At 72.3% G+C, this 24,490-nt stretch carries 22 protein-coding genes; 12 read left to right on the top strand and 10 right to left on the bottom strand.

Going from position 1 to position 24,490, the window contains the following annotated elements; genetic code table 11:
* Nucleotides 1–194: 194 nt before the first annotated feature.
* Nucleotides 195–689 (bottom strand): GNAT family N-acetyltransferase, encoded by a 495-nt coding sequence (locus ACZ4TG_RS19895; protein WP_468164455.1) that lies wholly within the window; start codon nt 687–689, stop codon nt 195–197.
* A 38-nt stretch (nt 690–727) separates the two neighbouring features.
* On the opposite strand from ACZ4TG_RS19895, the gene ACZ4TG_RS19890 reads away from it, so the two are divergent.
* A complete protein-coding gene (locus tag ACZ4TG_RS19890) occupies nt 728–1,531 on the top strand; it encodes an exodeoxyribonuclease III (RefSeq protein ID WP_468164453.1) in 804 nt (267 codons plus the stop codon).
* Here the strand turns inward: ACZ4TG_RS19890 and ACZ4TG_RS19885 are convergent.
* Nucleotides 1,513–2,226 carry a MerR family transcriptional regulator gene (locus tag ACZ4TG_RS19885; RefSeq protein WP_468164451.1) on the bottom strand — a complete coding sequence of 238 codons (714 nt, stop codon included), beginning with the start codon at nt 2,224–2,226 and terminating at the stop codon, nt 1,513–1,515. The genes ACZ4TG_RS19890 and ACZ4TG_RS19885 overlap by 19 nt on opposite strands.
* A gap of 244 nt (nt 2,227–2,470) precedes the next feature.
* Here ACZ4TG_RS19885 and ACZ4TG_RS19880 point away from each other — a divergent pair, with 244 nt between their 5' ends.
* The 4 genes from ACZ4TG_RS19880 to ACZ4TG_RS19865 all read left to right on the top strand — a co-directional run bounded on the left by ACZ4TG_RS19880 (nt 2,471) and on the right by ACZ4TG_RS19865 (nt 6,136).
* Complete coding sequence (locus tag ACZ4TG_RS19880) at nt 2,471–4,054, top strand: flavin-containing monooxygenase (protein ID WP_468164845.1); 1,584 nt, start codon at nt 2,471–2,473, stop codon at nt 4,052–4,054.
* Nucleotides 4,051–5,007: an alpha/beta fold hydrolase gene (locus ACZ4TG_RS19875; protein WP_468164449.1), complete on the top strand. Its 957-nt coding sequence runs from the start codon at nt 4,051–4,053 to the stop codon at nt 5,005–5,007. The genes ACZ4TG_RS19880 and ACZ4TG_RS19875 overlap by 4 nt, the downstream gene beginning before the upstream one ends.
* On the top strand, nt 5,004–5,888 hold the full coding sequence (locus ACZ4TG_RS19870; protein WP_468164447.1) for an SDR family oxidoreductase: 885 nt from the start codon (nt 5,004–5,006) through the stop codon (nt 5,886–5,888). The genes ACZ4TG_RS19875 and ACZ4TG_RS19870 overlap by 4 nt, the downstream gene beginning before the upstream one ends.
* Before the next feature lie 74 nt (nt 5,889–5,962).
* Entirely contained in the window at nt 5,963–6,136 is a 174-nt protein-coding gene (locus tag ACZ4TG_RS19865) for a hypothetical protein (RefSeq protein ID WP_468164445.1), read from the top strand.
* A 107-nt stretch (nt 6,137–6,243) separates the two neighbouring features.
* Here the strand turns inward: ACZ4TG_RS19865 and ACZ4TG_RS19860 are convergent, their stop codons facing one another.
* Nucleotides 6,244–9,525, bottom strand: a complete 3,282-nt coding sequence (locus tag ACZ4TG_RS19860; RefSeq protein ID WP_468164443.1) for a S41 family peptidase — start codon at nt 9,523–9,525, stop codon at nt 6,244–6,246.
* Nucleotides 9,526–9,703: 178 nt separating this feature from the next.
* Here ACZ4TG_RS19860 and ACZ4TG_RS19855 point away from each other — a divergent pair, with 178 nt between their 5' ends.
* Together ACZ4TG_RS19855 and ACZ4TG_RS19850 are read left to right on the top strand one after the other, a co-directional pair.
* Nucleotides 9,704–10,282 carry a TetR/AcrR family transcriptional regulator gene (locus ACZ4TG_RS19855; protein WP_468164843.1) on the top strand — a complete coding sequence of 193 codons (579 nt, stop codon included), beginning with the start codon at nt 9,704–9,706 and terminating at the stop codon, nt 10,280–10,282.
* A 118-nt stretch (nt 10,283–10,400) separates the two neighbouring features.
* Nucleotides 10,401–12,605: an MMPL family transporter gene (locus ACZ4TG_RS19850; protein WP_468164441.1), complete on the top strand. Its 2,205-nt coding sequence runs from the start codon at nt 10,401–10,403 to the stop codon at nt 12,603–12,605.
* A 95-nt stretch (nt 12,606–12,700) separates the two neighbouring features.
* Here ACZ4TG_RS19850 and ACZ4TG_RS19845 read toward each other — a convergent pair whose 3' ends face one another.
* Entirely contained in the window at nt 12,701–13,102 is a 402-nt protein-coding gene (locus tag ACZ4TG_RS19845) for an SsgA family sporulation/cell division regulator (RefSeq protein ID WP_468164439.1), read from the bottom strand.
* Between the two features lie 202 nt (nt 13,103–13,304).
* Between ACZ4TG_RS19845 and ACZ4TG_RS19840 the strand changes: the two genes are divergently transcribed.
* The 5 genes from ACZ4TG_RS19840 to ACZ4TG_RS19820 all read left to right on the top strand — a co-directional run bounded on the left by ACZ4TG_RS19840 (nt 13,305) and on the right by ACZ4TG_RS19820 (nt 17,768).
* A complete protein-coding gene (locus tag ACZ4TG_RS19840) occupies nt 13,305–14,357 on the top strand; it encodes an energy-coupling factor ABC transporter permease (RefSeq protein WP_468164437.1) in 1,053 nt (350 codons plus the stop codon).
* 1 nt (nt 14,358) lies between these two features.
* On the top strand, nt 14,359–15,120 hold the full coding sequence (gene cbiQ / locus ACZ4TG_RS19835; RefSeq protein ID WP_468164435.1) for a cobalt ECF transporter T component CbiQ: 762 nt from the start codon (nt 14,359–14,361) through the stop codon (nt 15,118–15,120).
* The gene (locus ACZ4TG_RS19830; RefSeq protein WP_468164433.1) at nt 15,108–15,893 is read left to right on the top strand and encodes an energy-coupling factor ABC transporter ATP-binding protein; all 786 of its coding nucleotides are present in this window, start codon (nt 15,108–15,110) and stop codon (nt 15,891–15,893) included. The genes cbiQ and ACZ4TG_RS19830 overlap by 13 nt, the downstream gene beginning before the upstream one ends.
* A gap of 131 nt (nt 15,894–16,024) precedes the next feature.
* Nucleotides 16,025–17,182 (top strand): serine hydrolase domain-containing protein, encoded by a 1,158-nt coding sequence (locus ACZ4TG_RS19825; protein WP_468164431.1) that lies wholly within the window; start codon nt 16,025–16,027, stop codon nt 17,180–17,182.
* Nucleotides 17,183–17,294: 112 nt separating this feature from the next.
* Nucleotides 17,295–17,768, top strand: coding sequence for a YbaK/EbsC family protein (locus tag ACZ4TG_RS19820; protein ID WP_468164429.1), 474 nt, complete (start codon nt 17,295–17,297; stop codon nt 17,766–17,768).
* Between the two features lie 92 nt (nt 17,769–17,860).
* Here the strand turns inward: ACZ4TG_RS19820 and ACZ4TG_RS19815 are convergent, their stop codons facing one another.
* The 6 genes from ACZ4TG_RS19815 to ACZ4TG_RS19790 form a co-directional block, all read right to left on the bottom strand.
* Nucleotides 17,861–19,507, bottom strand: a complete 1,647-nt coding sequence (locus ACZ4TG_RS19815; RefSeq protein WP_468164427.1) for a penicillin-binding transpeptidase domain-containing protein — start codon at nt 19,505–19,507, stop codon at nt 17,861–17,863.
* A 178-nt stretch (nt 19,508–19,685) separates the two neighbouring features.
* Nucleotides 19,686–19,868, bottom strand: a complete 183-nt coding sequence (locus ACZ4TG_RS19810) for a hypothetical protein (protein WP_468164879.1) — start codon at nt 19,866–19,868, stop codon at nt 19,686–19,688.
* Nucleotides 19,840–21,099: a tyrosine-type recombinase/integrase gene (locus tag ACZ4TG_RS19805; RefSeq protein WP_468164425.1), complete on the bottom strand. Its 1,260-nt coding sequence runs from the start codon at nt 21,097–21,099 to the stop codon at nt 19,840–19,842. Before ACZ4TG_RS19805 ends, ACZ4TG_RS19810 begins: the two co-directional genes overlap by 29 nt.
* 68 nt (nt 21,100–21,167) lie before the next feature.
* The gene (locus ACZ4TG_RS19800; RefSeq protein ID WP_468164423.1) at nt 21,168–21,404 is read right to left on the bottom strand and encodes a helix-turn-helix domain-containing protein; all 237 of its coding nucleotides are present in this window, start codon (nt 21,402–21,404) and stop codon (nt 21,168–21,170) included.
* A gap of 495 nt (nt 21,405–21,899) precedes the next feature.
* Nucleotides 21,900–23,375 carry an ATP-binding protein gene (locus ACZ4TG_RS19795; protein ID WP_468164421.1) on the bottom strand — a complete coding sequence of 492 codons (1,476 nt, stop codon included), beginning with the start codon at nt 23,373–23,375 and terminating at the stop codon, nt 21,900–21,902.
* Complete coding sequence (locus tag ACZ4TG_RS19790) at nt 23,376–24,254, bottom strand: bifunctional DNA primase/polymerase (protein ID WP_468164419.1); 879 nt, start codon at nt 24,252–24,254, stop codon at nt 23,376–23,378.
* Nucleotides 24,255–24,490 lie beyond the last annotated feature (236 nt).

Here is a 24,490-nt window from a genome sequence, read left to right as displayed (position 1 = left end):
CGAGCCCCGCGCTGCGAGCCCCGCGCTGCGAGCCCCGCGCTGCGAGCCCCGCGCTGCGAGCCCCGCGCTGCGAGCCCCGCGCTGCGAGCCCCGCGCTGCGAGCCCCGCGCTGCGAGCCCCGCGCTGCGAGCCCCGCGCTGCGAGGCCCGTGCCGCCGCAGGCCCCGCCCCGCTGCGGAGGGCGCGGCAGGTGCGTCAGGGGGTCAGCGGCTTCGCCATGCAGATGCTGGACGTGGTGAAGCGGTAGTGGCCGAACTTCGAGGTCACCTCGTAGCCCTCGGAGCGGTAGAGGGCCACCGCCTCCGGCTGCTGGTTGCCGGTCTCCAGGGCCATGCGTATCCGGCCCGCCGCGCGTGCGTCGGCCTCCAGCTCCGCCAGGATGCGGCGGGCCAGGCCGAGGCCGCGGGCCTGCGGGACCACGTACATGCGCTTCAGCTCGGCGTCGCCGTCCGAGTAGCCCTCTTCGTTCTCGTCCTGCCTGCGCCAGCCGCCACTGGCCACCGGGGCGCCCGTGGCGTCGTACGCGAGCAGGTACAGGCCGTTCGGCGGGGTGAACATCGCCGGGTCGAGGGGTGTGACATCGCCCTCGCCCTCGTACCGCACCTGGTACTCGAGCTGGACTTCGTCGTTGAGCTTGACCGCGTCGGGGTGGTCGTACGGCACGGCGAGGAGGTGTATCCCGTGAGACATCCGAACATCGTACGGAACGGTCCCGCTATGGTGCTGGGATGCTCACCGTGACCTCCGTGAATGTGAATGGGATCCGCGCCGCCGCCAAGAAGGGCTTCACCCCGTGGCTCGCCGGGTCGGACGCCGATGTCGTCTGCCTGCAGGAGGTGCGCGCCGAGGAGGGCCAGATTCCGGCCGAGGTCCGGGAGCCCGAGGGCTGGCACACCGTCTTCGCGCCGGCCGCCGCCAAGGGCCGGGCCGGGGTCGCGCTCTACACGCGCAGGGCGCCGGAGCGGGTGCGGGTCGGGTTCGGGAGCGACGAGTTCGACGCCGCGGGAAGGTACCTGGAGGTCGATCTGCCCGGCGTGACCGTGGCGAGCCTCTACCTGCCCTCCGGCGAGGCCGGGACCGAGAAGCAGGACGAGAAGTACCGCTTCATGGCGGAGTTCATGGACTACCTCGCCGAGCTGAAGGTGCGCGCCGCCGCCGACGGGCGCGAGGTCGTGGTCTGCGGTGACTGGAACATCTGCCACCGGGAAGCCGACCTCAAGAACTGGAAGACCAACCGGAAGAACGCCGGCTTCCTGCCCGAGGAGCGCGAGTGGCTCGGGGAGGTGTACGGGACGGCCGGGTACGTCGACGTGGTGCGCGCCCTGCACCCCGACACCGAGGGGCCGTACTCCTGGTGGTCCTACCGGGGCAGGGCCTTCGACAACGACGCCGGCTGGCGGATCGACCTCCAGGTCGCCACCCCGGGGCTCGCCGCCAAGGCCGTGAAGGCCTTCGTGGAGCGCGCCGAGACGCACCCCGAGCGCTGGTCCGACCACGCCCCCGTGACCGTGGTCTACGAGCTCGGGGTCTGAGGCCGCGGCTCCCGCTGCTGGAGCAGGCGGTCCATCGCCATCGTCAGCTCGGCCTCGACCACGCTCTTCGCCAGCGGGCGCAGGCGGTGCAGGGCGTCCTCCGCGATGTGCGCGGATATGAGCTCCGAGAACAGGGCCGCCATGGCGTCCGCGTGCTCGCGGACCCGGCGGCCCGTCTCCAGGACCGCGGCCAGCGGCACGCCCTCGCGGACCAGGGCCGAGGAGACGTCCAGCAGGCGGCGGCTGACGTGCACGATCTCGTCGCCGTCGGTGGCGAGGTAGCCGAGTTCCAGGGAGGCCGCCAGGTTCTCCGGGGTGACCTCGCCCTCGAAGTAGTCGGCCAGCGCTTCGGGCGTCAGCCGGACCGGGGTCTCCTCCGACCAGCCGATGCCGAGCAGCTCCCCGAGCTGGCCGACGTCGCGCCCGCTCTCGAAGGCGGCGGTGAGCTCCGCGATGCCGCCCAGGGTGTGGCCGCGTTCCAGCAGGCCGGCGATGGTGCGCAGCCGGGCGAGGTGGTGGTCGTCGTACCAGGCGATCCGGCCCTCGCGGCGGGGAGGCGGGAGAAGTTTGCGCTCGCGGTAGAAGCGCAGGGTGCGCACCGGGATGCCGGCCGCCTCGGCCAGTTCCTCCGTGCGGTATTCGCGGACGGCAGTCGGCACGGCCGGCGTCCTCGCTTCCGTCTCGTTCTCGGGCACGTGCGAAGCCTATGGGGTGTCCCGAGGGGGTGTCCTGCCGATCCGGCCGGGGCCCGACCGGCAGACCCGCAGGGCCGTACCCGCAGTAACTTTCCCGGCGCGACCCCTACCCATGGGTACGGAGCTGCTCTACTCTCCCGATTGTGCCAGTGATTGCTGGCAGTGTTGCGCGGTGGGTTATGACTGGGCTGGGCTGGGACTGCGGAAGCGGAAGGCGGCGGGCATGGGCGGCACGGATGACGGGATGGACGTGCGCGAGCACGTACGGGTGGCGGTGATCGGGTCCGGATTCGGCGGGCTCGGAGCGGCCGTCCGGCTGCGCCGCGAGGGGATCACGGACTTCGTCGTACTGGAGCGCGCCGGTTCCGTCGGCGGCACCTGGCGCGACAACAGCTACCCGGGGTGCGCCTGCGACGTCCCCTCACACCTGTACTCGTTCTCCTTCGCGCCCAATCCGGACTGGCCCCGGAGCTTCTCGGGCCAGCCGCACATCCGGGCGTACCTGGAGCACGTCGCCGACACCTTCGGGCTGCGCCCGCACATCCGGCTGAACTCCGAGGTCCGGCTGATGCGCTGGGACGCCGCCGAGCTGAGGTGGGAGATCGAGACCTCCGCCGGGACGCTCACCGCCGACGTGGTGGTGTCGGCGACCGGGCCGCTGTCCGACCCGAAGATGCCGGAGATCCCCGGGCTGGCCGGGTTCCCGGGCAAGGTCTTCCACTCCGCCCGCTGGGACCACGACTACGACCTGCGCGGCAAGCGCGTCGCCATGATCGGGACCGGCGCCTCGGCCATCCAGATCGTCCCCGCCATCGCCCCGGACGTGGAGCGGCTCACGCTGTTCCAGCGGACCCCGCCGTGGGTGATGCCGCGCGTCGACCGGCCCATCAGCACCGCCGAGCGCTGGCTGCACCGGCAGCTGCCCTTCACCCAGGCCGCCCGGCGCGGGCTGACGTGGGGGATCCGGGAGCTCCAGGTCGGCGCGTTCACCAAGCGGCCGAACCAGCTCGGGCTCGTCGAGGCCCTGGCCAAGGCCAACATGGCGCGCTCGATCAAGGACCCGGCGCTGCGGGCCAGGCTGACGCCCTCGTACCGCATCGGCTGCAAGCGGATCCTGCTGTCCAGCGACTACTACCCCGCGCTCGCCCGGCCGAACGTGGACCTGGTCGCCTCCGGGCTGAAGGAGATCCGGGGCTCGGTGCTGGTGGCCGCGGACGGGACCGAGACCGAGGTCGACGCGATCGTCTTCGGCACCGGGTTCCACGTCACGGACATGCCGATCGCGGACCGGGTGGTGGGCGTGGAGGGCCGGACGCTCGCGGACGCCTGGAAGGACGGGATGAAGTCGCTGCGCGGCGCGACGGCGGCGGGCTTCCCCAACTGGATGACGATCATCGGGCCGAACACGGGACTCGGCAACAGCTCGATGATCCTGATGATCGAGTCGGCGCTGAACTACATGGTCGACTACCTGCGCCAGCTCGACACCCTGGGAGGCCGGACCGCCCTGGCGGCCAGACCGTCCGCCGTGAACGCCTGGAACCGGCACGTCCAGTCGCGGATGGCGCGCACCGTCTGGAACACCGGCGGCTGCACCAGCTGGTACCTGGACGCCAACGGGCTCAACACCACCGTCTGGCCGGGCACCACGGGCGAGTTCCGCCGCGAGACCCGGACCGTGGACCTCGCCGAGTACGAGGTCGTCCGGTTCAAGCAGCCGGTACGCGAGAGCGCGCGGCCGGCGTCGCACCAGGCCCCGGCCGCCCGCGCGGCCAAGGCCGGGACCGCCGAGACCGAGGCCGCCAAGGCCGAGGAGAGCGCCGTATGAGCCGCCCGGCCCACGTCACTTCGGGCCCGTACGCGCCGCCGGCCGCCCGCCGGGAGCTCACCGCCGTCTCCGCCGACGGGGCCCGCCTGCACGTGGAGGTGCACGGCGACGAGGCGGCCCCGCCCGTGGTGCTGGCCCACGGCTGGACCTGCTCCACCGCCTTCTGGGCCGCCCAGATACGGGACCTGGCCACGGACCACCGGGTCATCGCCTACGACCAGCGCGGCCACGGCCGCAGCCCCGCCGGGCGCTGGTACAGCACCGCCGCCCTCGCCGAAGACCTGGCGGCCGTACTGAAGGCCACCCTCGCCCCCGGCGAACGGGCGGTCGTCGCCGGGCACTCCATGGGCGGCATGACGATCATGGCCGCCGCCGGGCGGCCCGAGTTCACCGAGCACGCCGCCGCCGTCCTGCTGTGCAGCACCGGCAGCTCGCGGCTGGTCGCGGAGGCGCTGGTGCTGCCGGTGCGGGCCGGGCGGGCGCGGACCCGCATCACCAGGGCGGTCCTCGGATCCCGGGCCCCGCTCGGGCCCGTCACACCCCTCGCCGCCAAGGTGCTCAAGTACGCCACCATGGGCCCCGGCACCGCCCCCGACCGGGTCGAGGCCTGCGCCCGCATCGTGCACGGCTGCCCCACCGGGGTGCGGTACGCCTGGTCGCAGGTGCTGGCCGGGCTGGACCTGGAGGCGAACCTGGCCGGGCTGACCGTGCCCACCGCCGTCATCGGCGGCACGCACGACCGCCTGACGCCGGTCCCGCACGCCCGGCGGCTCGCCGCCGCGCTGCCGAACTGCGTGGGGCTCACCGAACTGACCGGCATGGGGCACATGACCCCCATCGAGGCCCCCGAGGCCGTCACGAACGCCGTGCGCGAGCTCACCGCCCTGCACCTGGGCAGGCACGGCACTGATCGACACGACACCGCAACCCCCGCGAAGGAGAAGACGCCGTGAGTGCTCGCAGGAGTCTGGAAGGCCAGGTCGCAGTCGTCACCGGCGCCGCCCGCGGAGTGGGGGAGCTGCTCGCCCGCAAGCTCTCCGCACGCGGGGCGAAGGTGGCGCTGGTGGGCCTGGAGCCCGACGCCCTCAAGGAGGTCTCCGAGCGGCTGCACACCGACAGCGACCACTGGTACGCCGACGTCACCGACCACGAGGCGATGGCCCGGGTCGCGCAGGAGGTCAAGCAGCGGTTCGGCAAGGTGGACATCGTCGTCGCCAACGCGGGCGTCGCGTCCGGCGGCCCGTTCGCCGACTCGGACCCCGACGCCTGGCGCCGGGTGATCGAGGTCAACCTGATCGGCGGGGCCGTCACCGCCCGCGCCTTCCTGCCCGTACTGATGGAGAGCCGCGGCTACTTCCTCCAGATCGCCTCGCTCGCCGCGATCACCCCGGCGCCGATGATGACGGCGTACTGCGCCTCGAAGTCCGGGGTCGAGGCCTTCGCCCACTGCCTGCGCGCCGAGGTCGGCTACAAGGGGGTCAAGGTCGGCGTCGGCTACCTCTCCTGGACCGACACCGACATGGTGCGCGGCGCCGACCGGGACGAGGTCATGCGGGAGCTGCGCCGGCGGCTGCCGTGGCCGTCGAACCGCACGTACCCGCTGGGTCCGGCCGTCGACCGGATCGTGGCGGGCATCGAGCGGCGCTCGCCGCACGTGTACGCGCAGTGGTGGCTGCGGGGGATGCAGGGCGTACGGGGATACCTGCCGGGGATCATCTCGGCCGTCGGGCAGCGCGAGATGGCGCGGTTCGAACCCCGGCTCGGCAGCGTCTCCAAGGGACTCGTCGGGGCGGGCGGGGCCGCCGACGAGCAGGAGCGCAGCACCTCCCGCTGACCGGACCCGCACCGGACCCCGGGCGGAAAACGGTCCGAAATGCACACTTAACGGCCGCATGGAACTCTGGTCGCATGGCGATCAGGGAGCAGTTCCAGGACAAGGCGAGGGAACTCGCGCGCAGGGCCGAGAAGGCCGCGGAGGAGAGGGGCGAGGCCGAGGAGGCGCCGACCCGCCAGGTGCCGCCGATGACGCGGGACCGGGCCGAGCGGGTCCGTGACCGCTTCGACCAGAACTTCGAGGAGTAGGGCCGGCTGACGACACGACAGTCCGCACCCCGAGCGGCACGAGGGGCGGGATCCGCCACCGCGGATCCCGCCCCTGCGTCGTGCGCTTCGTGCCAGGCGCGGCGCCCCTACGGCCTCGGCGGCAGCTTCGGGCGACGCAGGTCCGGTACGTGCGCGTAGCCGGGCGGCACCGCGGCCGGGTCCTGCTCCAGCAGCTCCAGCGCCAGGTGCACGGCGTCGTCGAGCTGCGCGTGCCGGCCCTCCGCCCAGTCGAGCGGGGTGCGCAGGATCTCCAGGTCGGGCTCGACGCCGTTGTTCTCCACCGACCAGCCGTACTCGGGGAACCACGCCGCGTTCATCGGCACCGTGATCACCGTGCCGTCGCCCAGGGTGTGCCGGCCGGTCATCCCGACCACTCCGCCCCAGGTGCGCTGGCCGACCACCGGGCCCAGGCCCAGCAGTTTGAACGCCGCCGTGATCATGTCCCCGTCGGAGGAGGTCGCCTCGTCGGCCAGCGCCACGATCGGGCCGCGGGGCGCGTTGGAGGCGTACGAGACGGGCTGCGCGTTGCGCGTCAGGTCCCAGCCGATGATCGAGCGGGTCAGCTTCTCCACCACCAGCTCGCTGATGTGGCCGCCCGCGTTGCCGCGTACGTCCACGATCAGCGCGGGCCGGGACATCTCCATCCGCAGGTCCCGGTTGAACTGGGCCCACCCGGAGCCGCCCATGTCGGGGATGTGGAGGTAGCCGCACCGGCCGCCGCTGATCTCCCGGACCACCCCGCGCCGCTTGGCCACCCAGTCCTGGTAGCGCAGCGGCCGCTCGTCGATCAGCGGCACGATGGCGACCCGGCGGGCCCGGCCCTCGCCCTCGGCGGGTTCGAAGGTCAGCTCGACCGTGGTGCCGCCCGCCGCCGACAGCAGCGGATAGGGCCCGGCCACCGGGTCCACCGGGCGGCCGTCGATGTGCGTGAGCACCGCGCCCTCGCGGATGCCGGTCCCGGCGAGCGGGGAGCGGGCCTTGGAGTCCGAGGACTCGCCGGGCAGGATCCGCTTGACGATCCAGGAGCCGTCCCGGCACACGAGGTTGGCGCCGAGCAGGCCGATGGCCCGCTGGTAGTGCGGCGGGCCCTCGTTGCGGCGCGCGGGCGACACGTACGCGTGCGAGGTGCCGAGCTCGCCGAGGACCTCGCGCAGCAGATCGGCGAACTCGTCGGGGGAGGAGACCCGTTCGACCAGGGAACGGTACTGCCGCAGCACCCCGTCCCAGTCGATGCCGCACATGTCGGGTTCCCAGAAGTACGCGCGGATGAGCCGGCCGGCCTCCTCGTACGCCTGGCGCCACTCGGCGGCGGGGTCCACCTCGTGCAGGATGCGCCGCAGGTCCAGGTAGACGGTGGAGTCGCCGTCGCCGGACTCCGTCGACGGGACCGCGCGCAGGTCGCCGTCGTCGTTGATCACGAGCCGGGTGCCGTCGCCGCTGACCGCGAACCAGTCCAGTCCGGAGGCGAGTTCGCTCTTGCGGGCCTTGGTGATGTCGAAGTGCTCCAGCGTCGGCTTGCCGCTGGTGTCGGCGGGGTTGGCGAAGGTCTCCCCGAGCGCGCCCGAGATCGGCCAGCGCAGCCACACCAGCCCGCCGCCGCTCACCGGGTACAGGGCGGAGTACTTCGACGCCGTCACCGGGAAGGGGGTGACCCGGCTCTCCAGCCCCTCCACCTCGACGATCACCGAGCCGTCGCCCTCGCCGGACTCGCTCTCCACCGGGTCGAGCCCGCCCGCCGCGGGGCGCCCGTCGGGGGAGAAGGCGAAGGGCGAGGGCGTCGCGGAGGACAGCGGCACCAGGTACGGGCGGCAGCCCAGCGGGAAGGACAGGTCGCCGGTGTGCACGTCGTACACCGGGTCGAAACCGCGCCAGGAGAGGAAGGCGAGGTAGCGGCCGTCCCGGGTGAAGACCGGGTTCTCGTCGTCGAAGCGGCCGTTGGTGACGTCCACGACGGTGCGCGCGCCGGGCCCCGAGATCCGGGCCATCTTGATCTGGCGCAGCGAGCGCCCGATGCCCGGGTGCGACCAGGTCAGCCAGCAGCCGTCGGGGGAGAACGCCAGGTCGGTGACGGGCCCGTTGATGGAGCGGATGAGCTCGGTGACCTCGCCGTCGGACTCCTCGGTGGCGTCGATGAGCAGCAGCCGGCCGTCGTTGGAGGCGATGGCCAGCCGCTCGCCGTCGGGGTCGGAGAGCAGTTCCAGTACGCGGCCCAGCCGGCCCGAGGCCAGCCGGCGCGGTTCGCGGTCGCCGGAGGCCCGGGGCAGGTAGGCGATCTCGATCGCGTCCTCGCCCTCCGCGTCCGTCACGTACGCGACCTGCCCGCCGCTGCCGAGCATCTCGGGCAGCCGGACCCGCACCCCCGGGGTGTCGGCGATGGTGCGGGCCGGGCCGTCGCGGTGGGTGAGCCAGTACAGGCTGCCGCGCACGACGACGGCGCTGGCCCGGCCGGTGGCGTCGACGGAGAGGGAGTCGACGTGGCTGGCGGCCGGCACCTGGTACGTACGGCGGCCCGTGCGCGGGCCGCCGAGGCGGACGTCCAGCTTGCGCGGGACGGCGTCGGGGGAGAGCGAGTCGACGAGCCACAGGTCGCCCGCGCACTGGTAGACGACCCGCGAGCCGTCGCTGGAGGCGTGCCGGGCGTAGAACTCCTCGTGGTCGGTATGCCGGCGCAGGTCGCCGCCGTCGGGCAGGCAGGAGTAGAGGTTGCCGATGCCCTCGTGGTCGGAGAGGAAGGCGATCCGGCCGTCCACGAACATCGGGGAGTCGAGGTGGCCCTCGACGTCCTCCAGCAGCCGCTTCCCGTGGAGCCAGAGCCGTCCGGTGGCGCCGCCGCGGTAGCGCTTCCAGGCGGCGGGCTCGTGCGGGGGCTTGCCGGTCAGCAGCAGGGTGCGGCGCTCGCCGTTCGGTTCCTCGTGCACGGCGATGTGGGACACCGGGCCCCAGGGGAGCTTGCCGCCGGGGCTGCCGTCGGTGGGCAGGCTGTAGGCCCAGGAGTAATAGGAGAAGGGCTGGGCGTGGGAGGAGACGGCCAGGATGTCGCTGCGGCCGTCCTTGTCGGGCGGGGTCCAGCCGCAGACCCGGGTGTCGGTGGAGCCCCAGTAGCTGAGCCGGCGCACGGGGCCGCCGTCCACCGGGGCCAGGTGGATCTCGGGGTCGAGGCTGCGCCAGTTGGTGTACGCGATGTGGCTGCCGTCGGGGGAGAACCGGGGGTGCCCGACCCGGGTCCGGTCGACGGTGATCCGCCAGGCCCGGCCCGCCGGGTCTCCGGGCGGAACCAGGGGGGCCACCCAGAGGTCGTCCTCGGTGGCGAAACACAGCAGGTCGTCGTGGAGATGCGGGAACCGGAGGTACGCGACGTCGTGACTCACCCCCCAATGCTTTCCGTGCGGGGGAGCCCTGGCAACTCGTACAGGTGATCCATGCCACTCGCCCGAGCGAAACGGAACGGTTTCGTTTCGCTAGCGAGGGCGGTATCGTCTGTGGAGTACGAAACGGTTTCGTTCGGAGGTGGTCGTGATGAAGGGAAGCTGCCGGGTGACCGACGCGATGTCGGCTCGGCGCAGCCGGATCACCCCCGAGCGGGAAGCCGAACTCCACGGGGCGGTCCTCGACCTCCTGCGCGAGGTCGGCTACGAGGCGCTGACCATGGACGCGGTCGCCGCCCGGACCAAGTCCAGCAAGGCCACCCTCTACCGCCAGTGGGGGAGCAAGCCCGAGCTGGTCGCCAGAGCCCTGCGGTGCACCCAGCCGGTCTCCCTCCGGGAGATCGACACGGGCAGCCTGCGGGGGGACTTCGCGCTCATGGTGGAGCACTCCGACGACGCGCAGATGGCCAAGGACACCGCGCTGATGCGGGGTCTGGCCCATGCCGTCCACGAGAGCCCGGAGCTCCACAAGGCGCTGCGGGACCTGCTGGTCGACCCCGAGATCAACGGCCTCCAGGTGATGTTGCGGCGCGCGGTGGACCGGGGCGAGATCGCCCCGGACTGTCCGGCGCTGGACTTCGTACCGCACATGCTCATCGGGGCGTTCATCGCGCTCCCGCTCATCGAGGACCGCTCGGTCGACCGGGCCTTCCTCGGGCAGTTCATCGACGCCGTGGTCTTCCCCGCCCTCGGCGTCTGAATCTCCCGTCCCCGTACGACGCACCACCGCTTTGCTGCTCCTGACACGCCGCTCTCGTCGTCGGGCCGGCTCTTCATGCCCTGTCCCATCCCACGACCCGAACGGGAGAACCACCGACGTGGCCACCTTCCTCTACCGACTCGGCAGAGGCGCCTTCCGGCGCCGCCGCTGGGTCGCCCTCGTCTGGGTGGCGCTGCTGTTCGCCGCCGGCTTCGGCGCGGCATCGGCGTCCGCACCCACCTCAGGCTCGTTCTCGATACCCGGCACGGAGGCCCAGAAGGCCTTCGACCTGCTGGAACAGCGTTTCCCGGGGATGGCCGCCGATGGCGCGACCGCCCGTATCGTCATCAAGGCGCCGGCCGGCGCCAAGGTCACCGACCCGGGCACCAAGACCGAGGTCGAGAAGATCATCTCCGGCCTCAAGAGCGGTCCGGGCGCGGAGCAGATCGCCTCCGTCGACGACCCGTACGAGAAGCAGGCCGTCAGCCAGGACGGTTCCACCGCCTACGTCAGCGTCAAGTACGACGTCAGCGGCATGGAGCTGAAGGACCCGACCCGGGAAGCCCTGAAGGACTCGGGCAAGGCCGCCCAGGACGCCGGGCTCACCGTCGAGATCGGCGGTGACGCGCTGATGGCGGCGCCCGAGACGGGCTCCGGCGAGATCATCGGCATCCTCATCGCCGCGATCGTCCTGGTCATCACCTTCGGCTCGCTGATCGCGGCCGGCCTGCCGCTGCTGACCGCGCTGATCGGCGTGGGCATCGGCGTCTCCTCCATCACCGCGCTCGCCAACGTGCTGGACCTCGGCTCGACCACCTCCACGCTCGCGATGATGATCGGCCTCGCGGTCGGCATCGACTACGCCCTCTTCATCGTCTCCCGCTACCGCGCGGAGCTCGCCGAGGGCCGGGAACGCGACGAGGCCGCGGGCCGGGCCGCCGGAACCGCCGGCTCCGCCGTCGTCTTCGCCGGTCTGACCGTGGTCATCGCCCTGGTGGGCCTGGCCGTCGTCAACATCCCGATGCTGACCAAGATGGGCGTCGCGGCCGCCGGCACGGTGGTCATCGCGGTCCTCGTGGCCCTCACCCTGGTCCCGGCCATCCTCGGCTTCGCGGGCAAGAAGGTCCTGCCGGCCGGTACGAAGAGCAAGTTGTTCGGCAAGGGCAAGCCAGCCGGTTCCAAGCCCAAGGCCAACGGCGGCACCCGCTGGGCCCGCTTCGTCCTGCGCCGCCCGGTCGTGGTGCTGCTGGCCGGTGTCATCGGCCTCGGCGCGATCGCCATCCCGGCGAGCAAGCTGGAGATGGGCCTGCCGGACGACGGCGCGAAGCCCACCTCCACCAGCCAGCGCAAGGCGTACGACCTGCTGTCCGAGGGCTTCGGCCCCGGCTTCAACGGCCCGCTGATGGTGGTCGTCGACGGGGACAAGGCGCTCGCCGACTCCACGGCCGAGCGGATCAAGGGCCTGGACGGTGTCGTCGCCGTCACCCCGCCCATGCCGAACAAGGACGGCAACGCGGCGATCATCAACGTGATCCCGAAGGACCGCCCGTCCTCCATCGAGACCGAGAACCTGGTCCACACGATCCGCGACGGCAGCGGGGACGACGTGCTCGTCACCGGCGCCACCGCGATGAACATCGACTTCTCGCAGAAGATGAACGACGCGCTGCTGCCCTACCTGGCGCTCGTGGTCGGCCTCGCCTTCCTGCTCCTGATGCTCGTCTTCCGCTCGGTCCTGGTCCCGCTCAAGGCGGCCCTCGGCTTCCTGCTGTCGGTCGTCGCGGCCCTCGGCGCGGTCGTCGCGGTCTTCCAGTGGGGCTGGCTCGGCTCGCTCTTCGGGGTGGAGCAGACCGGTCCGATCATGTCGATGATGCCGATCTTCATGGTCGGCGTGGTCTTCGGCCTGGCCATGGACTACGAGGTCTTCCTGGTCACCCGCATGCGGGAGGCGTACGTCCACGGCGAGCGCCCGGGCCAGGCCGTGGTGACCGGCTTCCAGTACAGCGCGCGGGTGGTCGTGGCCGCCGCCGTCATCATGATCGCCGTCTTCTCCGGCTTCCTCGGGGCCAGCGACGCGATGGTCAAGATGATCGGCTTCGGCCTGGCCGTGGCCGTCCTCTTCGACGCCTTCGTGGTCCGCATGGCCATCGTCCCGGCGGTGCTCGCGCTGCTCGGCCACAAGGCCTGGTGGCTGCCGAAGTGGCTCGACAGGCTCCTGCCCAACGTGGACGTGGAGGGCGAGAGCCTGCGCAAGCACCTGGGCGCGACGGGCGGCTCCGCGGACGGCGGTCCGGACAAGGACCGCGAGCTGGTCAACGCCTGACCCGCACGCCTGACCCGCGCGTCTTCCCGTAAGAAAGCCGGCCCCGCACCTGATCACCAGGTGCGGGGCCGGCTTTTCGTCCGGCCGGGCGCGCCCTAACGGGTGACGGACGCGCCGGTCGCGGCGTACGTACGGCGCAGGAAGCGGCGGAGCGCCGAGAGGTCGAACTGGACCACGGCGACACCCTCGGGGGAGTGGAACTCGACGACCGCCTGCACGCGGCCGCAGGGCCAGATGCGTACGTCGCCGGTTCCGGTCGGCGCCAGCAGGCCGGCCTCGAGGAGGGCGCGGGGGAACACCCACTCGTTGTCCGTGCCCTCGGGGGAGAGGTCGGCCGGGAAGACGATCCGTACGGCCAGCGGCTCGTCGGGGGTGAAGCGCAGCATGACCGGAATGGCCCGGTAGAGGGGGTCGTCGGTGATCACGCGGGCGCGTACGCGCTCCTCGACGGCGGCGGTCACGGCGGTCGCGGTGGGATTCTCGGCGGCGGCTGACATCGACAAGACTCCTATAAATCGGAACATATGCGTCCGTATTGCCCCCAGCCTCGCACATTCCCACGAATCCGCGCGCCGCTATTTGTGACGTGGACGCTCTTGCCAACGGTTTGCAACTGGGCACTATTCTTGAACGGTTAAAGATTTTGACGGCTCAACCCGATCCACCCCAGAGCCTTACCGCAGGAAGCGGAGCAGACACATGCATGTGCCCGACGGCTTCATCGACGCCCCCGTCTCCATAGCCGCAGGCGTCGCAGCGGCGGGCGCGGTGGCGGTCAGCCTCCGCGGCGCCCGTCGTGAACTCGACGAGCGGACCGCGCCGCTCGCCGGTCTCGTCGCCGCCTTCATCTTCGCCGTGCAGATGCTGAACTTCCCCGTCGCCGCCGGTACCAGCGGCCACCTGCTGGGAGGGGCCCTCGCCGCGATCCTGGTGGGCCCCTACACGGGCGTGCTCTGCGTCTCCGTGGTGCTGCTCATGCAGGGCATCCTCTTCGCCGACGGCGGCCTGACCGCCCTCGGCGTGAACGTCACCGTCATGGGCGTCGTCACCGTCGTCACCGCGTACGCGATCTTCCGCGGCCTGCTCAAGCTGCTGCCGGCGGGCCGCGGCCCGGTCACCGGCGCCGCCTTCACCGCGGCCCTGGTCTCGGTGCCCGCCGCGGCCACCGCCTTCACCGCGATCTACGCCATCGGGGGGACGACCGACATCGCGGTGCCCAAGGTGTTCACCGCCATGGTCGGCGTGCACGTCCTCATCGGGATCGGCGAGGCCCTGATCACGGCCGCGACGGTGGGCGCCGTGCTCGCTGTACGGCCCGACCTGGTGCACGGGGCGCGCGGGCTGAGCGCCCCGCTGAAGCTGCGCGTCGACGGTGAACTGGTCGACGCCCCGGCCGCCGCCCCGGCGCCCGCGGCCGCCCGCTCCACCAAGCCCGTGTGGATCACCGGCCTGGTCACCGCCCTGGTACTGGCCGGGTTCGTCTCGTACTACGCCTCCGCCAGCCCCGACGGACTGGAGAAGGTCGCCGCCGACAAGGGCATCGACGCGAAGGTGGAGGAGCACGCCGCCGCCGACTCCCCGCTCGCCGACTACAGCGTCAAGGACGTCGGCGACCCCCGCCTGTCCGGCGGCCTCGCCGGTGTCATCGGCGTCGGGGTGACCGTCGTCGTCGGCACCGGGATCTTCTGGGCGGTGCGCCGCCGGCGCGCCGAGGACCTGACCGCCACCTCCACGTCCGTGCCCACCGCCTGACATGGGCGCCGGGCACACCCACAAGCTCTACCGGCACGGGCACTCGCCGGTCCACGCGCTGCCGCCGCACTGCAAGCTCGCCGCGGCCTTCGCGTTCGTACTGGTCGTCGTGTCCACACCGCGGGAGGCGGTGTGGGCCTTCGGCCTGTACGCCGTCCTGCTCGCGGGGGTCACGGCCGCCGCCCGGATTCCGGCCGGGCTGCTGCTGAGGCGGCTGGTGATCGAGGTGCCGTTCGTGGCCTTCGCCGTCCTCATGCCGTTCGTGGCGGAGGGCCCCCGGACCGAGGTGCTCGGCATGTCGCTGAGCGTCTCCGGCCTGTGGGGTGCCTGGAACGTGCTCGCCAAGGGCACCCTCGGGGTGGCCGCCTCCGTCCTGCTCGCCTCGACGACCGAGCTGCGGGAACTGCTGCTGGGACTCCAGCGGCTGAAGCTGCCGCCGCTGCTGGTGCAGATCGCCTCCTTCATGATCCGGTACGGCGACGTGATCACCGGTGAGCTGCGCCGGATGTCGATCGCCCGGCGCTCGCGCGGCTTCGAAGCGCGCGGGATCCGGCACTGGGGGGTGCTGGCCAAGACGGCCGGCGCGCTCTTCATCCGCTCCTACGAGCGCGGCGAGCGGGTCTACCTCGCGATGGTCAGCCGCGGCTACACCGGCTCCATGCCGGTGATCGACGACATCGCGGCCACGCGCGCCCAGTGGGCGTACGCGGCCGTGCTCCCGGTGACGGCGCTCGCCGTGTGCCTGATGGGATGGACGCTGTGACCGCTACTCCCCCTCCCCCTCCCTCGCTGGACGTGTCCGGCCTCGCGTACGCCTATCCGGACGGGCACCAGGCCCTCTTCGGGGTGAACCTGACCGTCGGGCACGGCGAACGGGTCGCCCTGCTCGGCCCCAACGGAGCCGGCAAGACCACCCTCGTGCTGCACCTCAACGGCATCCTCGGCGGCGGGGTCGGCACCGTGGCGGTGGCCGGGCTGCCCGTGGAGAAGCGGAACTTCGCCGAGATCCGGCGCCGGGTCGGGATCGTCTTCCAGGACCCCGACGACCAGCTGTTCATGCCGACCGTCCGGGAGGACGTGGCCTTCGGCCCGGCGGCCGCCGGAATGCGCGGCGCGGAGCTGGAGGAGCGGGTCCGGGAGGCGCTGGAGCAGGTCGGCATGGCCGCCTTCGCGGACCGGCCGCCGCACCACCTGTCCTTCGGGCAGCGCCGCCGGGTGGCGGTGGCGACCGTACTCGCGATGCGGCCGGAGATCCTCGTCCTGGACGAGCCCTCCTCCAACCTGGACCCGGCCTCGCGGCGCGAGCTGGCGGACATCCTGCGCTCGCTGGACGTGACGGTGCTGATGGTCACCCACGACCTGCCGTACGCGCTGGAGCTGTGTCCGCGCGCCGTGGTCCTCAGCGAGGGGGTCATCGTGGCCGACGGCCGCACCCGCGACCTCTTGTGCGACGAGGAGCTGATGGGCGCGCACCGCCTGGAGCTCCCCTTCGGCTTCGACCCGCGCACCCCCTCCCTGCGGCAGCCCTCCGGCTGACCGGCGCCGGAGCGCCGTGCCGCGCGCCCGCCGGGCCCGGGCCACCCCGGGGAAGGACGCGGGCCCGGTCCGTGTTGGACTCTTTCGGCGGCACCGACGAGCGGCACCCGCCGGACACGAGGAGCAGGGACGTGGACGTCAACGGGACCGTGGCGGAGGGCTTCGAGGCCGTCCGGGACGCGTTCGTACGCAACTTCGAGGCGCTCGGCGACCGTGGCGCGGCCGTGGCCGTCTACCGGGACGGGCGCCGGGTCGTCGACCTGTGGGCCGGCACGAAGGACGCGGACGGCGACTCGCCCTGGCAGGCGGACACCGCGCAGGTCGTGCGCTCGGCCACCAAGGGGGTGGCCGCGGCGGCGCCGCTGCTGCTGCACCAGCGGGGGCTGCTGGACCTCGACGCGCCGGTCGGGGCGTACTGGCCGGAGTTCAAGGCGGGCGGCAAGGAGCGCGTGACCGTACGGGACCTGCTGGCGCACCGCGCGGGCGTCCCGGCACTGGACCGCCCGCTGACCCCGGCGCAGGCGCTGGACGGGGTGAGCGGGCCGGAGGCCGTGGCCGGGCAGCGGGCGTTCTGGGAGCCGGGCGCCGGGCACGGCTACCACGCGCAGACCTACAGCTGGCTGCTGTCCGAGCTGGTGCTGCGGGTGACCGGGCTGTCCGTGGGCCGCTGGCTGGCGCAGGAGGTGACCGGCCCGCTGGGGCTGGACTTCTGGATCGGCCTGCCCGAAGCGGAGGCGGGGCGGGTGGGCCGGGTCGCGCCGGTGGAGCCGCCGGAGTCGGCGGGGACGCTGAGGACCCGGCCGCGCAGAAACGTTTCCGAGGCCTACGCCGACCCGGACTCGCTCACCCGGCGCGCCTTCGGGGCCATCGACCCCCTGCCGGACGAGAACGCCCCCGCGTACCGGGCCGCCGAACTGCCCGCCTCCGCCGGGATCGGCACCGCCCGGGCGCTGGCCGGCTTCTACGCGGCGCTGCTGGGGGACACCGAGGACGGCGCCCGGCTGTTCACCCCGCAAACGGCCGCCCTCGCCTCCGCGGAGCTGTCCTCGGGACCCGACCGGGTGCTCGTGGTGAACACCCGCTTCGGAGCCGGCTACATGCTGCACGGCCCGGCCTCGCCGCTGCTGTCCCCGGCCTCCTTCGGGCACCCCGGGCGGGGCGGCTCGCTGGCGTTCGCGGACCCGGAGGCGGGGATCGGCTTCGGCTACGTCACCAACGCGCTGGCCAAGTCGGTCACGGCCGACCCCCGCGCCCAGGCCCTGGTCCGAGCGGTCCGCGCCTCGCTCTGACGGGCGCCGGCCGGGTCGACGGTCGGGCCGCCGGCCGGGTCCTTGCCCCGCCCCCGGCCCGCCCCGTGAAACGGCCTCGCGCGGGCGTACCGCGGAGCGTTAGCGTGCCCGCATGACGACCACGCACCCCCTCTTCGCGGAAGCCCTGGCCGAGCTGGGGCTGGCAGACCTGACCGTACGGACCTTCCCGGACGGCACCCGTACCGCCGCGGACGCCGCGGCGGCGATCGGCTGCGAGCTCAGCCAGATCGTGAAGTCGCTGATCTTCGCGGCCGACGGGGTGCCCGTGCTGGTGCTGATGGACGGGGCGTCCCGGGTGGACGTGGACGCCGTACGGCGGGAACTCGGCGCGGAGCGGGTCACCCGGGCGGACGCGGCGCTGGTCCGCGAGACCACCGGCTACGCCATCGGCGGTGTCCCGCCCTTCGGCCACCGCACCCGCACCCGGGTGCTGGCGGACCGCTCCCTGCTGGCCCACGAGGTGGTGTGGGCGGCGGCCGGCACCCCGCACTCGGTGTTCCGCATGGAGCCGAAGGAGCTCGTCGCCCACGCGGGAGCGACCCTGGCGGACGTCCGCGAAGCCTGAGCCGGGGGCCGGGGGCCGGGGGCCGGGGGCCGGGGGCCGGGGCAAGAGCCGCGGCCCCCGGCCCCCGGCCCTCGTCCCCTGCGGGGCGTACGTCAGGAGCCGAGCACGGCCGCGACGATCGGGCCCGCCGTTTCCCCGCCGTGCCCGCCGCCCTCGACCATCGCCGCCGCGGCCATGTCACCGCTGAACCCGGTGAACCAGCTGTCCGGGCTCGCCGAGCCGTCGACCTCCGCCGAGCCGGTCTTCGCGCCCTTGTCGCCGCCCACCGAGGCCATCGCCTTGGCAGCCGTACCGTCCGTCGCCGTGAGCCGCATCATGGACACGAGCTGCTGCTGCACCGAGGACTTCATCCCGCGCGCGGCCTGCGCGATCGGCCGGCCGTCGAGCTCGGGCGAGACCAGCAGCGGCTGGTGGAACCGGCCGGTGCGGGCGGTGGCCGTGATGGACGCGATGTTCAGCGGGTTCATGGTGATCTGGCCCTGCCCGATGTACTCGGCGGCCGCCTCCGCGCCGCTCGCCACCGGGACCTTGCCGTCGATGGACTTGATGCCGGTCTTCCAGACCAGGCCGATGCCGAAGACCTCCGTGGCCTCCTTCGACAGGGCCGCGTTGTCCCCGACGTCGTCGATCTGCTTGATGAAGGCCGTGTTGCAGGACTGGGCGAAGCTGGTCGCGAAGGTCGCGCCGGGCAGTGCGAAGTTGTTCAGGTTGTGGAAGGTGCGGCCGCCCCAGGGGACTTCCTTCACGCACTCGGCCGGCTTGTCGGCCGCCACCTTGCCCCGGTCGAGCAGCATCGCCGCCGTGACGACCTTCATCGTCGAGCCGGGGGCGCGCATGCCCGTCATGGCGGCGTCGTAGCCGTCCTTGCGGTTGTTGGCGATCGCCAGGATGTGGCCGTTGCTCGGCTTGACGGCGACCACCGAGGACTCCGGGAACCTGGCGACCGCCTTCTCCGCCGCCGCCTGCGCGTTCGCGTCCAGGTACGTCTTGATCGTGCTCGGCTCGCCCTCCACGAGGGTCAGCAGCGTGCGCCTGCCGGCGCCGCTGCCGCTCTGGGCGGCGGCCGGCTCGATCCACAGCTCCGCGCCGGCCTTGCCGGCCGCCTTGCCGCCGTACGTCTCCCGCAGCTGGGCGAGGACCGGGCGCAGCGACGGGTACTTCTCCGCCGTCAGCTCCTCGCCGTTCCTGTCCACCGCCTTGACCGGCGGGGAGGCGGGCGCGCCCGCGCGCAGCTTCTCGCCGCGCTGGAGCTGCGGGTGGATCACCGAGGCCTGCCAGTCGACCAGGGCCTTGCCGGTGCTGACGCCGCGTACGACGGTGAGCTGGGAGTCGTAGACGAGGGGCTTGGTCGTGCCCTCGTAGGTGATCTCGGCCTCGACCTTGAACGGGACGGTGGTGCCGTTCGGAGTCCCGGGGGTGATCACGGCCTTGGACACGTACGCCTTGGCCTTGAAGTCGGCCACGGCCGCCTGCGCTTCCCCCGCGTTGTTCGTCAGGTCGGCGGCCGTGCGGTCGTCCCCGGCCGCCCACGAGGCCAGGAAGGCCTTCGCGGTCTGGGCGGTCTCCTTCTCGGTGACCGGCCCGCTGCCCTTGGCCGCGGTGGCCGAGCTGCTGGAGACCTTGTCGTCCTCACCGCCGCCGCTCTCGCCCCCGACCAGCGCGTACATCCCATAACCGGCGCCGCCGACCATCGCGAGGAACACCCCGCCGATGATGGCACCCTTCGCCGCCCCGTTCATGCGTCCCCTCCCCAGGAGCCACGGTTCTCTGAACATGTTCAAGAACCTCTGGTGTGGACCTTACGCTGCGCTGGTGGGCGCTGAGCCCGTTGTTACCCGACCGGTACATGTCACTGGTCACAGCACGGACGAAGGGCCCGGCACCACAACAGCGGTGCCGGGCCCTTCGCTTCGGCTGTCAGACCCAGGTGTCCAGCCACATGCGGCCGCGCCAGGAGTCCATGGGGAGGGTCTGGCCCGTGTAGATGGGCCAGAAGTAGATGAAGTCCCGGCGGCCCGAGCCACCACCGCGCTGACCAGCCAGAACCGTGCCGGTCGGGCCGCTCAGGAGGCTACTGGGCCGCCCCTGGGCCGTGATCATGGTTTGGCGGGGCCTTGAAGAGCCCGTCCACGGCCTTGCGCGTCCGGCCCTCGCTGCTCGGCATCAGGTGTGTGTACGTCCGCAGGGTGAAGCCCGGGTCGGCGTGGCCGAGGTACTGGCTCAAGGCTCGGATGTTCTCGCCGGCGTCCAGCAGCACGGACGCGTAGAAGTGCCGCAGCGCGTGCATGCCGTGCTGGGGCGCGGAGGCGTACCGCTCTCCTTCCTCAGCCGGAGGGATGATGCCCGCGGCCGCGAGGGCGGGCTTCCACACGTGGTCGTTGAAGTGGCTGACCCTGACGAACGAGCCGCTCCGGCTGGGGAAGATGAGCGACTTTGTCACGGGCGGCCCGTCCGGGGTCCGCCACGGCAGGGTGACGGCCACCGGAGGGTGAAGCTTCGAGTGCTCGCGTAGTGCCGCCGCGACGGAGCCGGGCAGAGGCACCGAGCGCGCCTTGGCGCCCTTCGGCGGGGCGAAGACGTACTTGCCCCGGATGCGCTTGAGCTGGTGTTCCACGCGGAGCCACCCGCCCTCGTAGTCGACCTCGTCCTCGGACAGCCCGAACACCTCCCCCTGCCGCAGGCCGCATCCGCCGGCGATATCGACGGCAGCACGCAGACGCCGCGGCAGAGCGGCGCGCACCGCCAGGACCTGCGCGGTAGCCCACGGAGCGACACGCGGCGGAGCAGGCTTGGGCACCTGAACTGACCGCGCCCGGCACGGGTTCTTTGGCAGCAGCCCGTCATCGACAGCGGCGGCGAATGCGGCGCTGACGGTGCCGAAGATGATCCGGCGGTGCGAGGAGGCCGGCACGTGCTCCTCCAACTGGCCCAGCCACGTCCGGATATGACCCGGCTGGAAGGATGGCATGGGTCGGGTACCGATGTATGGGTAGGCGTGCAGCCTCAGCCGACGCTCCGCCGCCTCACGGCTGTTGATCTCCGTCGTGTGGGTCTTCACCCACTTCTCTGCGAACTGGCGGAAGGTGATGCGGTTGGCGCGCGGGTCCACGTACTGCCCGCGGGACATGTCCGCTGCCGTCTCGTTCAGCCACGCCTCAGCGAGACGCTTCTGCTTGTCCGGGAAGGACTTGCTCTTCTCGGTGCCGTCCGGTCCGACGTACCGGGCGCGGTAGCGCGCCCCGGAGCCGAACCGGTCAGTCTTGACCCGGACGAGCTTCCCTTCGTCGTTGCGTGCGGTCTTGAACCAGCGGTCTTGGATGTGGCCAGCCATGTGGTGCCCTTCTAAAAAGGCCTACGGGGGCGGCCCTTGTGGGCCGCCCCGTAGTGGGAGGGAGAGGTTCAGGCGGTGCGCTGGGCGTCCGCGTGCATCCGTTCGTTGATCCAGCCGCGTACGGCTGTGGGGTCGTAGCGCAGGTGCTTCCCGACGCGGAAGCCGGGCGGCCCGGTGCGTTTCTTTCGCCACTGGTAGACGGTCTCCAGGGGCACGGCGAGGAGTTCGCCGATGTCCTCGGGGGTCAGGTAGCGGTCGGGGAGTCCGCCGCGCAGGGTGGCGCGGGCGTCGCTCTCGGCGGGCATTGCTCCTCCGGCGATTCGACTGGGCGGGTGAGTCTTGAGCCCTGCCGAGGGAGCGACGGGCTCTGCGTGTGTCCGAGGTCCGGATTCCTGCGTCATCACGTCATCTGCGTCCTTTAGCCGCTTGACCTGCGGTTTTCGGTGACAGGGGGTGTGGTCGTGTGTCACCGGCCTGTGTCACCCCGCGTCGCCGGTGACTCAGGCCGGTGACGCGAGTGACGCGTGATGACACAGCCGTGGGCCGATGCGTCACCCGCGACTACGCAGGTCATGGGGCGTTTGATGCCGGTCGTGACATGGGTGACGCAGCATTCCTTCTCTTAGGAAAAAGAGAGGGGGGTGTCTGTTGTGGTGCGCGGTCTTCAAGAGCGAAGAAGGAGCCGCTGCGCGGCGCGTCCTTCGGGCGGCGGCGCGGCCGCCGAAGAGCAAGAGGAGCACGCCTCGCCCGGGGGCGGGGTGCTCCTCTTGCCTGTGCGCGGACCGTCGCGGTGGCGCGGGTCAGAACATCGGGTCCGGCCGGTCGGGCGCCGGGGCGGCCGGTCGGGTCATCTCGATGTAGCGGGCGGTCCTGGTCCGGCCCCAGTCAACGAGCACGCCGCGGGCGGTGAGGGTCGGCTGAAGGCGCTTGAGGCGGTCGGAGAGGACCTTGCCGGTGGTGGGCCAGCCCTTGGGCAGGGGCCGGCAGTCCTCGCCCGTGTAGAGCTGGGTGAGGGTGTGCAGCCACTCCGTGGACGTCATCCGCACATCCGTACCCGGCTCGATGCTGGCGGCGTGCTTGAGGACGGTCTGCGCGAGCAGGTCCCCCTCGATGACGTCGTCGTTGAGGTCATCGAGGTTGGCCCGGTACGCGGTCAGCGCGGCCAGGCCCGTGGCCGCGTCGAGCTGCGCGCACAGGTGGGCGAAGTCCGCCATACGCAGGTCGGTAGGGATGTCGGCCTGCGTGGCGCGGACCTTGACAGTCAGGTCCAGCAGGGAGCCGAGGATGACAGGCAGCACCTGCGCGTACTCCGCCCACAGCTCCGCCTCGGTCCGCCGCACGCGGGGCCGCTCTAGGCGGAGGGGGAGGAGGCGTTCGGCGAGGTCGGGGCGGATGACGCCCACGTCGATGCCGGTCAGCAGCAGGGGGCGGCGGTAGCGGGAGCGCACGACGTCGCCGTCGGTGAACAGCGCGCGCTTGATGGTCTCGGCTCCGGTGACGATGCAGCACATCAGGTCGGACAGGTCCGGCGGCAGGTGGGAGAGGTTGTCCAACGCGGTCACCCACCCGGCGGCAACCGCGGTGATCAGGTTCTCCTCGTCCCTGGGGGCGCGGCGCAGGTCCCCGCTCATGCCCTCGATGACCCGCACCAGCATTCGCCCGCCGGTCGACTTCCCCGCGCCCTGCGGGCCGGTCAGGAAAGGCGCCGGCACCGGCACGGACGGCTCCAGGCAGCCGATGAGCCACGCGACGGCCAGGCACTCGCTTTCGGCGTTGGCGAAGTTGCACAGCCTCAACAGGAGGTCGATGCCCTTGCCGTCGGTGTCCTTCTCGGGGAGGGGGAGTTCCCCGGTGAGCTGGGTGCGGCGCCAGGACACCTCGCGGGGGTCGGGGGTGCAGATGTCCCAGCCGGTGGGGTGGATGCGGACGGACTTGCCGTCGTCGCGTCCCAGGTCCAGCCAGGTTGCGCCGTCGAATCCGGGGGCTACGCGGATGTGGGTGGGCTGTACGTCCTGGCTGAGCGCGAGTGCTTCGATCAAGTCCAACGCCTCCTTGAGCGCGGTGCCGTTGAACACGCCGTGTCCGTCGTTGAAGAGGCCGACCATGAGTTCCTGCCGGTGGCTGCCGGTCGTGCCCTGGGAGCGAATCGGCCGGGCCACGGGGTGGCCGTTCTTCTGCGCGTACACGGTGCCTTCGACGGTGCGGAAGTACCGGAAGTGGGCTCGGGCGTAGTCGGTGATGACCTCGCGAGCCGGAGTCTTGTCGTCGTCGGACATCTACATCCCCAACGTCGTACGGGCGTTGGACCAGGCAGCCTCGCAGTGCCGCAGGGACTCACCCTTGCCCTGCGCGGCGGCGAACAGGCGCTTCACGTGTGCCTCGGTGAGACACCCGCACCGGCCGTGCACGGACAGCACCGCCAGAAACGCCCGGTACACGGTCTTGTGGATGCCGTCGGATGCCCCGGTGATGCACTGCTCCGCCATGGCGATACCCCGCGCCAGGTAGACGGGCGAGCGGTGCCGGCACTCCCCGCCGCCAGTCGGCACGGGTTCGGAGCCGGGCACGGGCCGGGGCGCGGCAGGCTCTTTCACGGCCAAGGCACGCACTGCGTCCGGCAGGGGCGTGATGGTTCCCGTGCCGGGGCCGCGCCAGCGGGCGTAGGCCATGGTCGACTTGAGGTCGACGCCGGGGCGGACGCCGTTGGCCGATCGCATGGCGCCTCGGTAGATCCAGTGCTCCCCGCGGGTGGTCGCCACCACCTTCGTGGCGGGAAGGTTCTCGCGGGCCCAGGCAACCGCGTCCGCGTTGTCGAGGTCGACGACGGTGAGGTTGGCGCCGCCGGGGTGGTAGGCGACCGCATGGGCCTGTCGCCAGGCCCGGGCCCACGCCGGGGACGTGAGGACGTCTGGGTTGGTGGTGGCTGCGGCCCAGCCGTGGCAGGGGGCGGGGCACTGGCAGGGGCCGGCCGCCTTCATGTGCGGGCGGTCCCCGCACGCCGAACGGGTACAGGCCCGGCAGTTCCCGAAGGGGCCTTTGCCCTCCCGCAGGGGCATGACGGGCAGGCCGATCCCGGCGAGCCACAGCGCTGCGCGCAGGTGGGGCGGTAAGGCCGTGCGGTGGGGGTCTCGCGGGTTGTCGGTGGGTTGGGTCATGCTGGTTGCCTCCAGTTGTGCTGGATGAGAGCGGCCCCGGTCATTGGCGTGAGGGGGGCCGCTCTCGGCTTGTCTGGGGTGAAACGGAATCTCTTCCAGGTGGCACTCAGGGAGGTTGGGTCACCCCCTGCCGGAGTGGCCGTGGAGGGGGTTTCGGGGGTCTGACCTGCGGCGCCTCCCTGCCTCCCTGGCGGATCATTCGCGCAGGTCAGTGCCAGGGAGGCGGCTCAGGGAGC

The organism is Streptomyces sp. NPDC028314, from assembly GCF_055565795.1.
The sequence above is the reverse complement of the archived record's forward strand: the minus strand, read 5'-3'. Positions and strand labels throughout refer to the sequence as shown.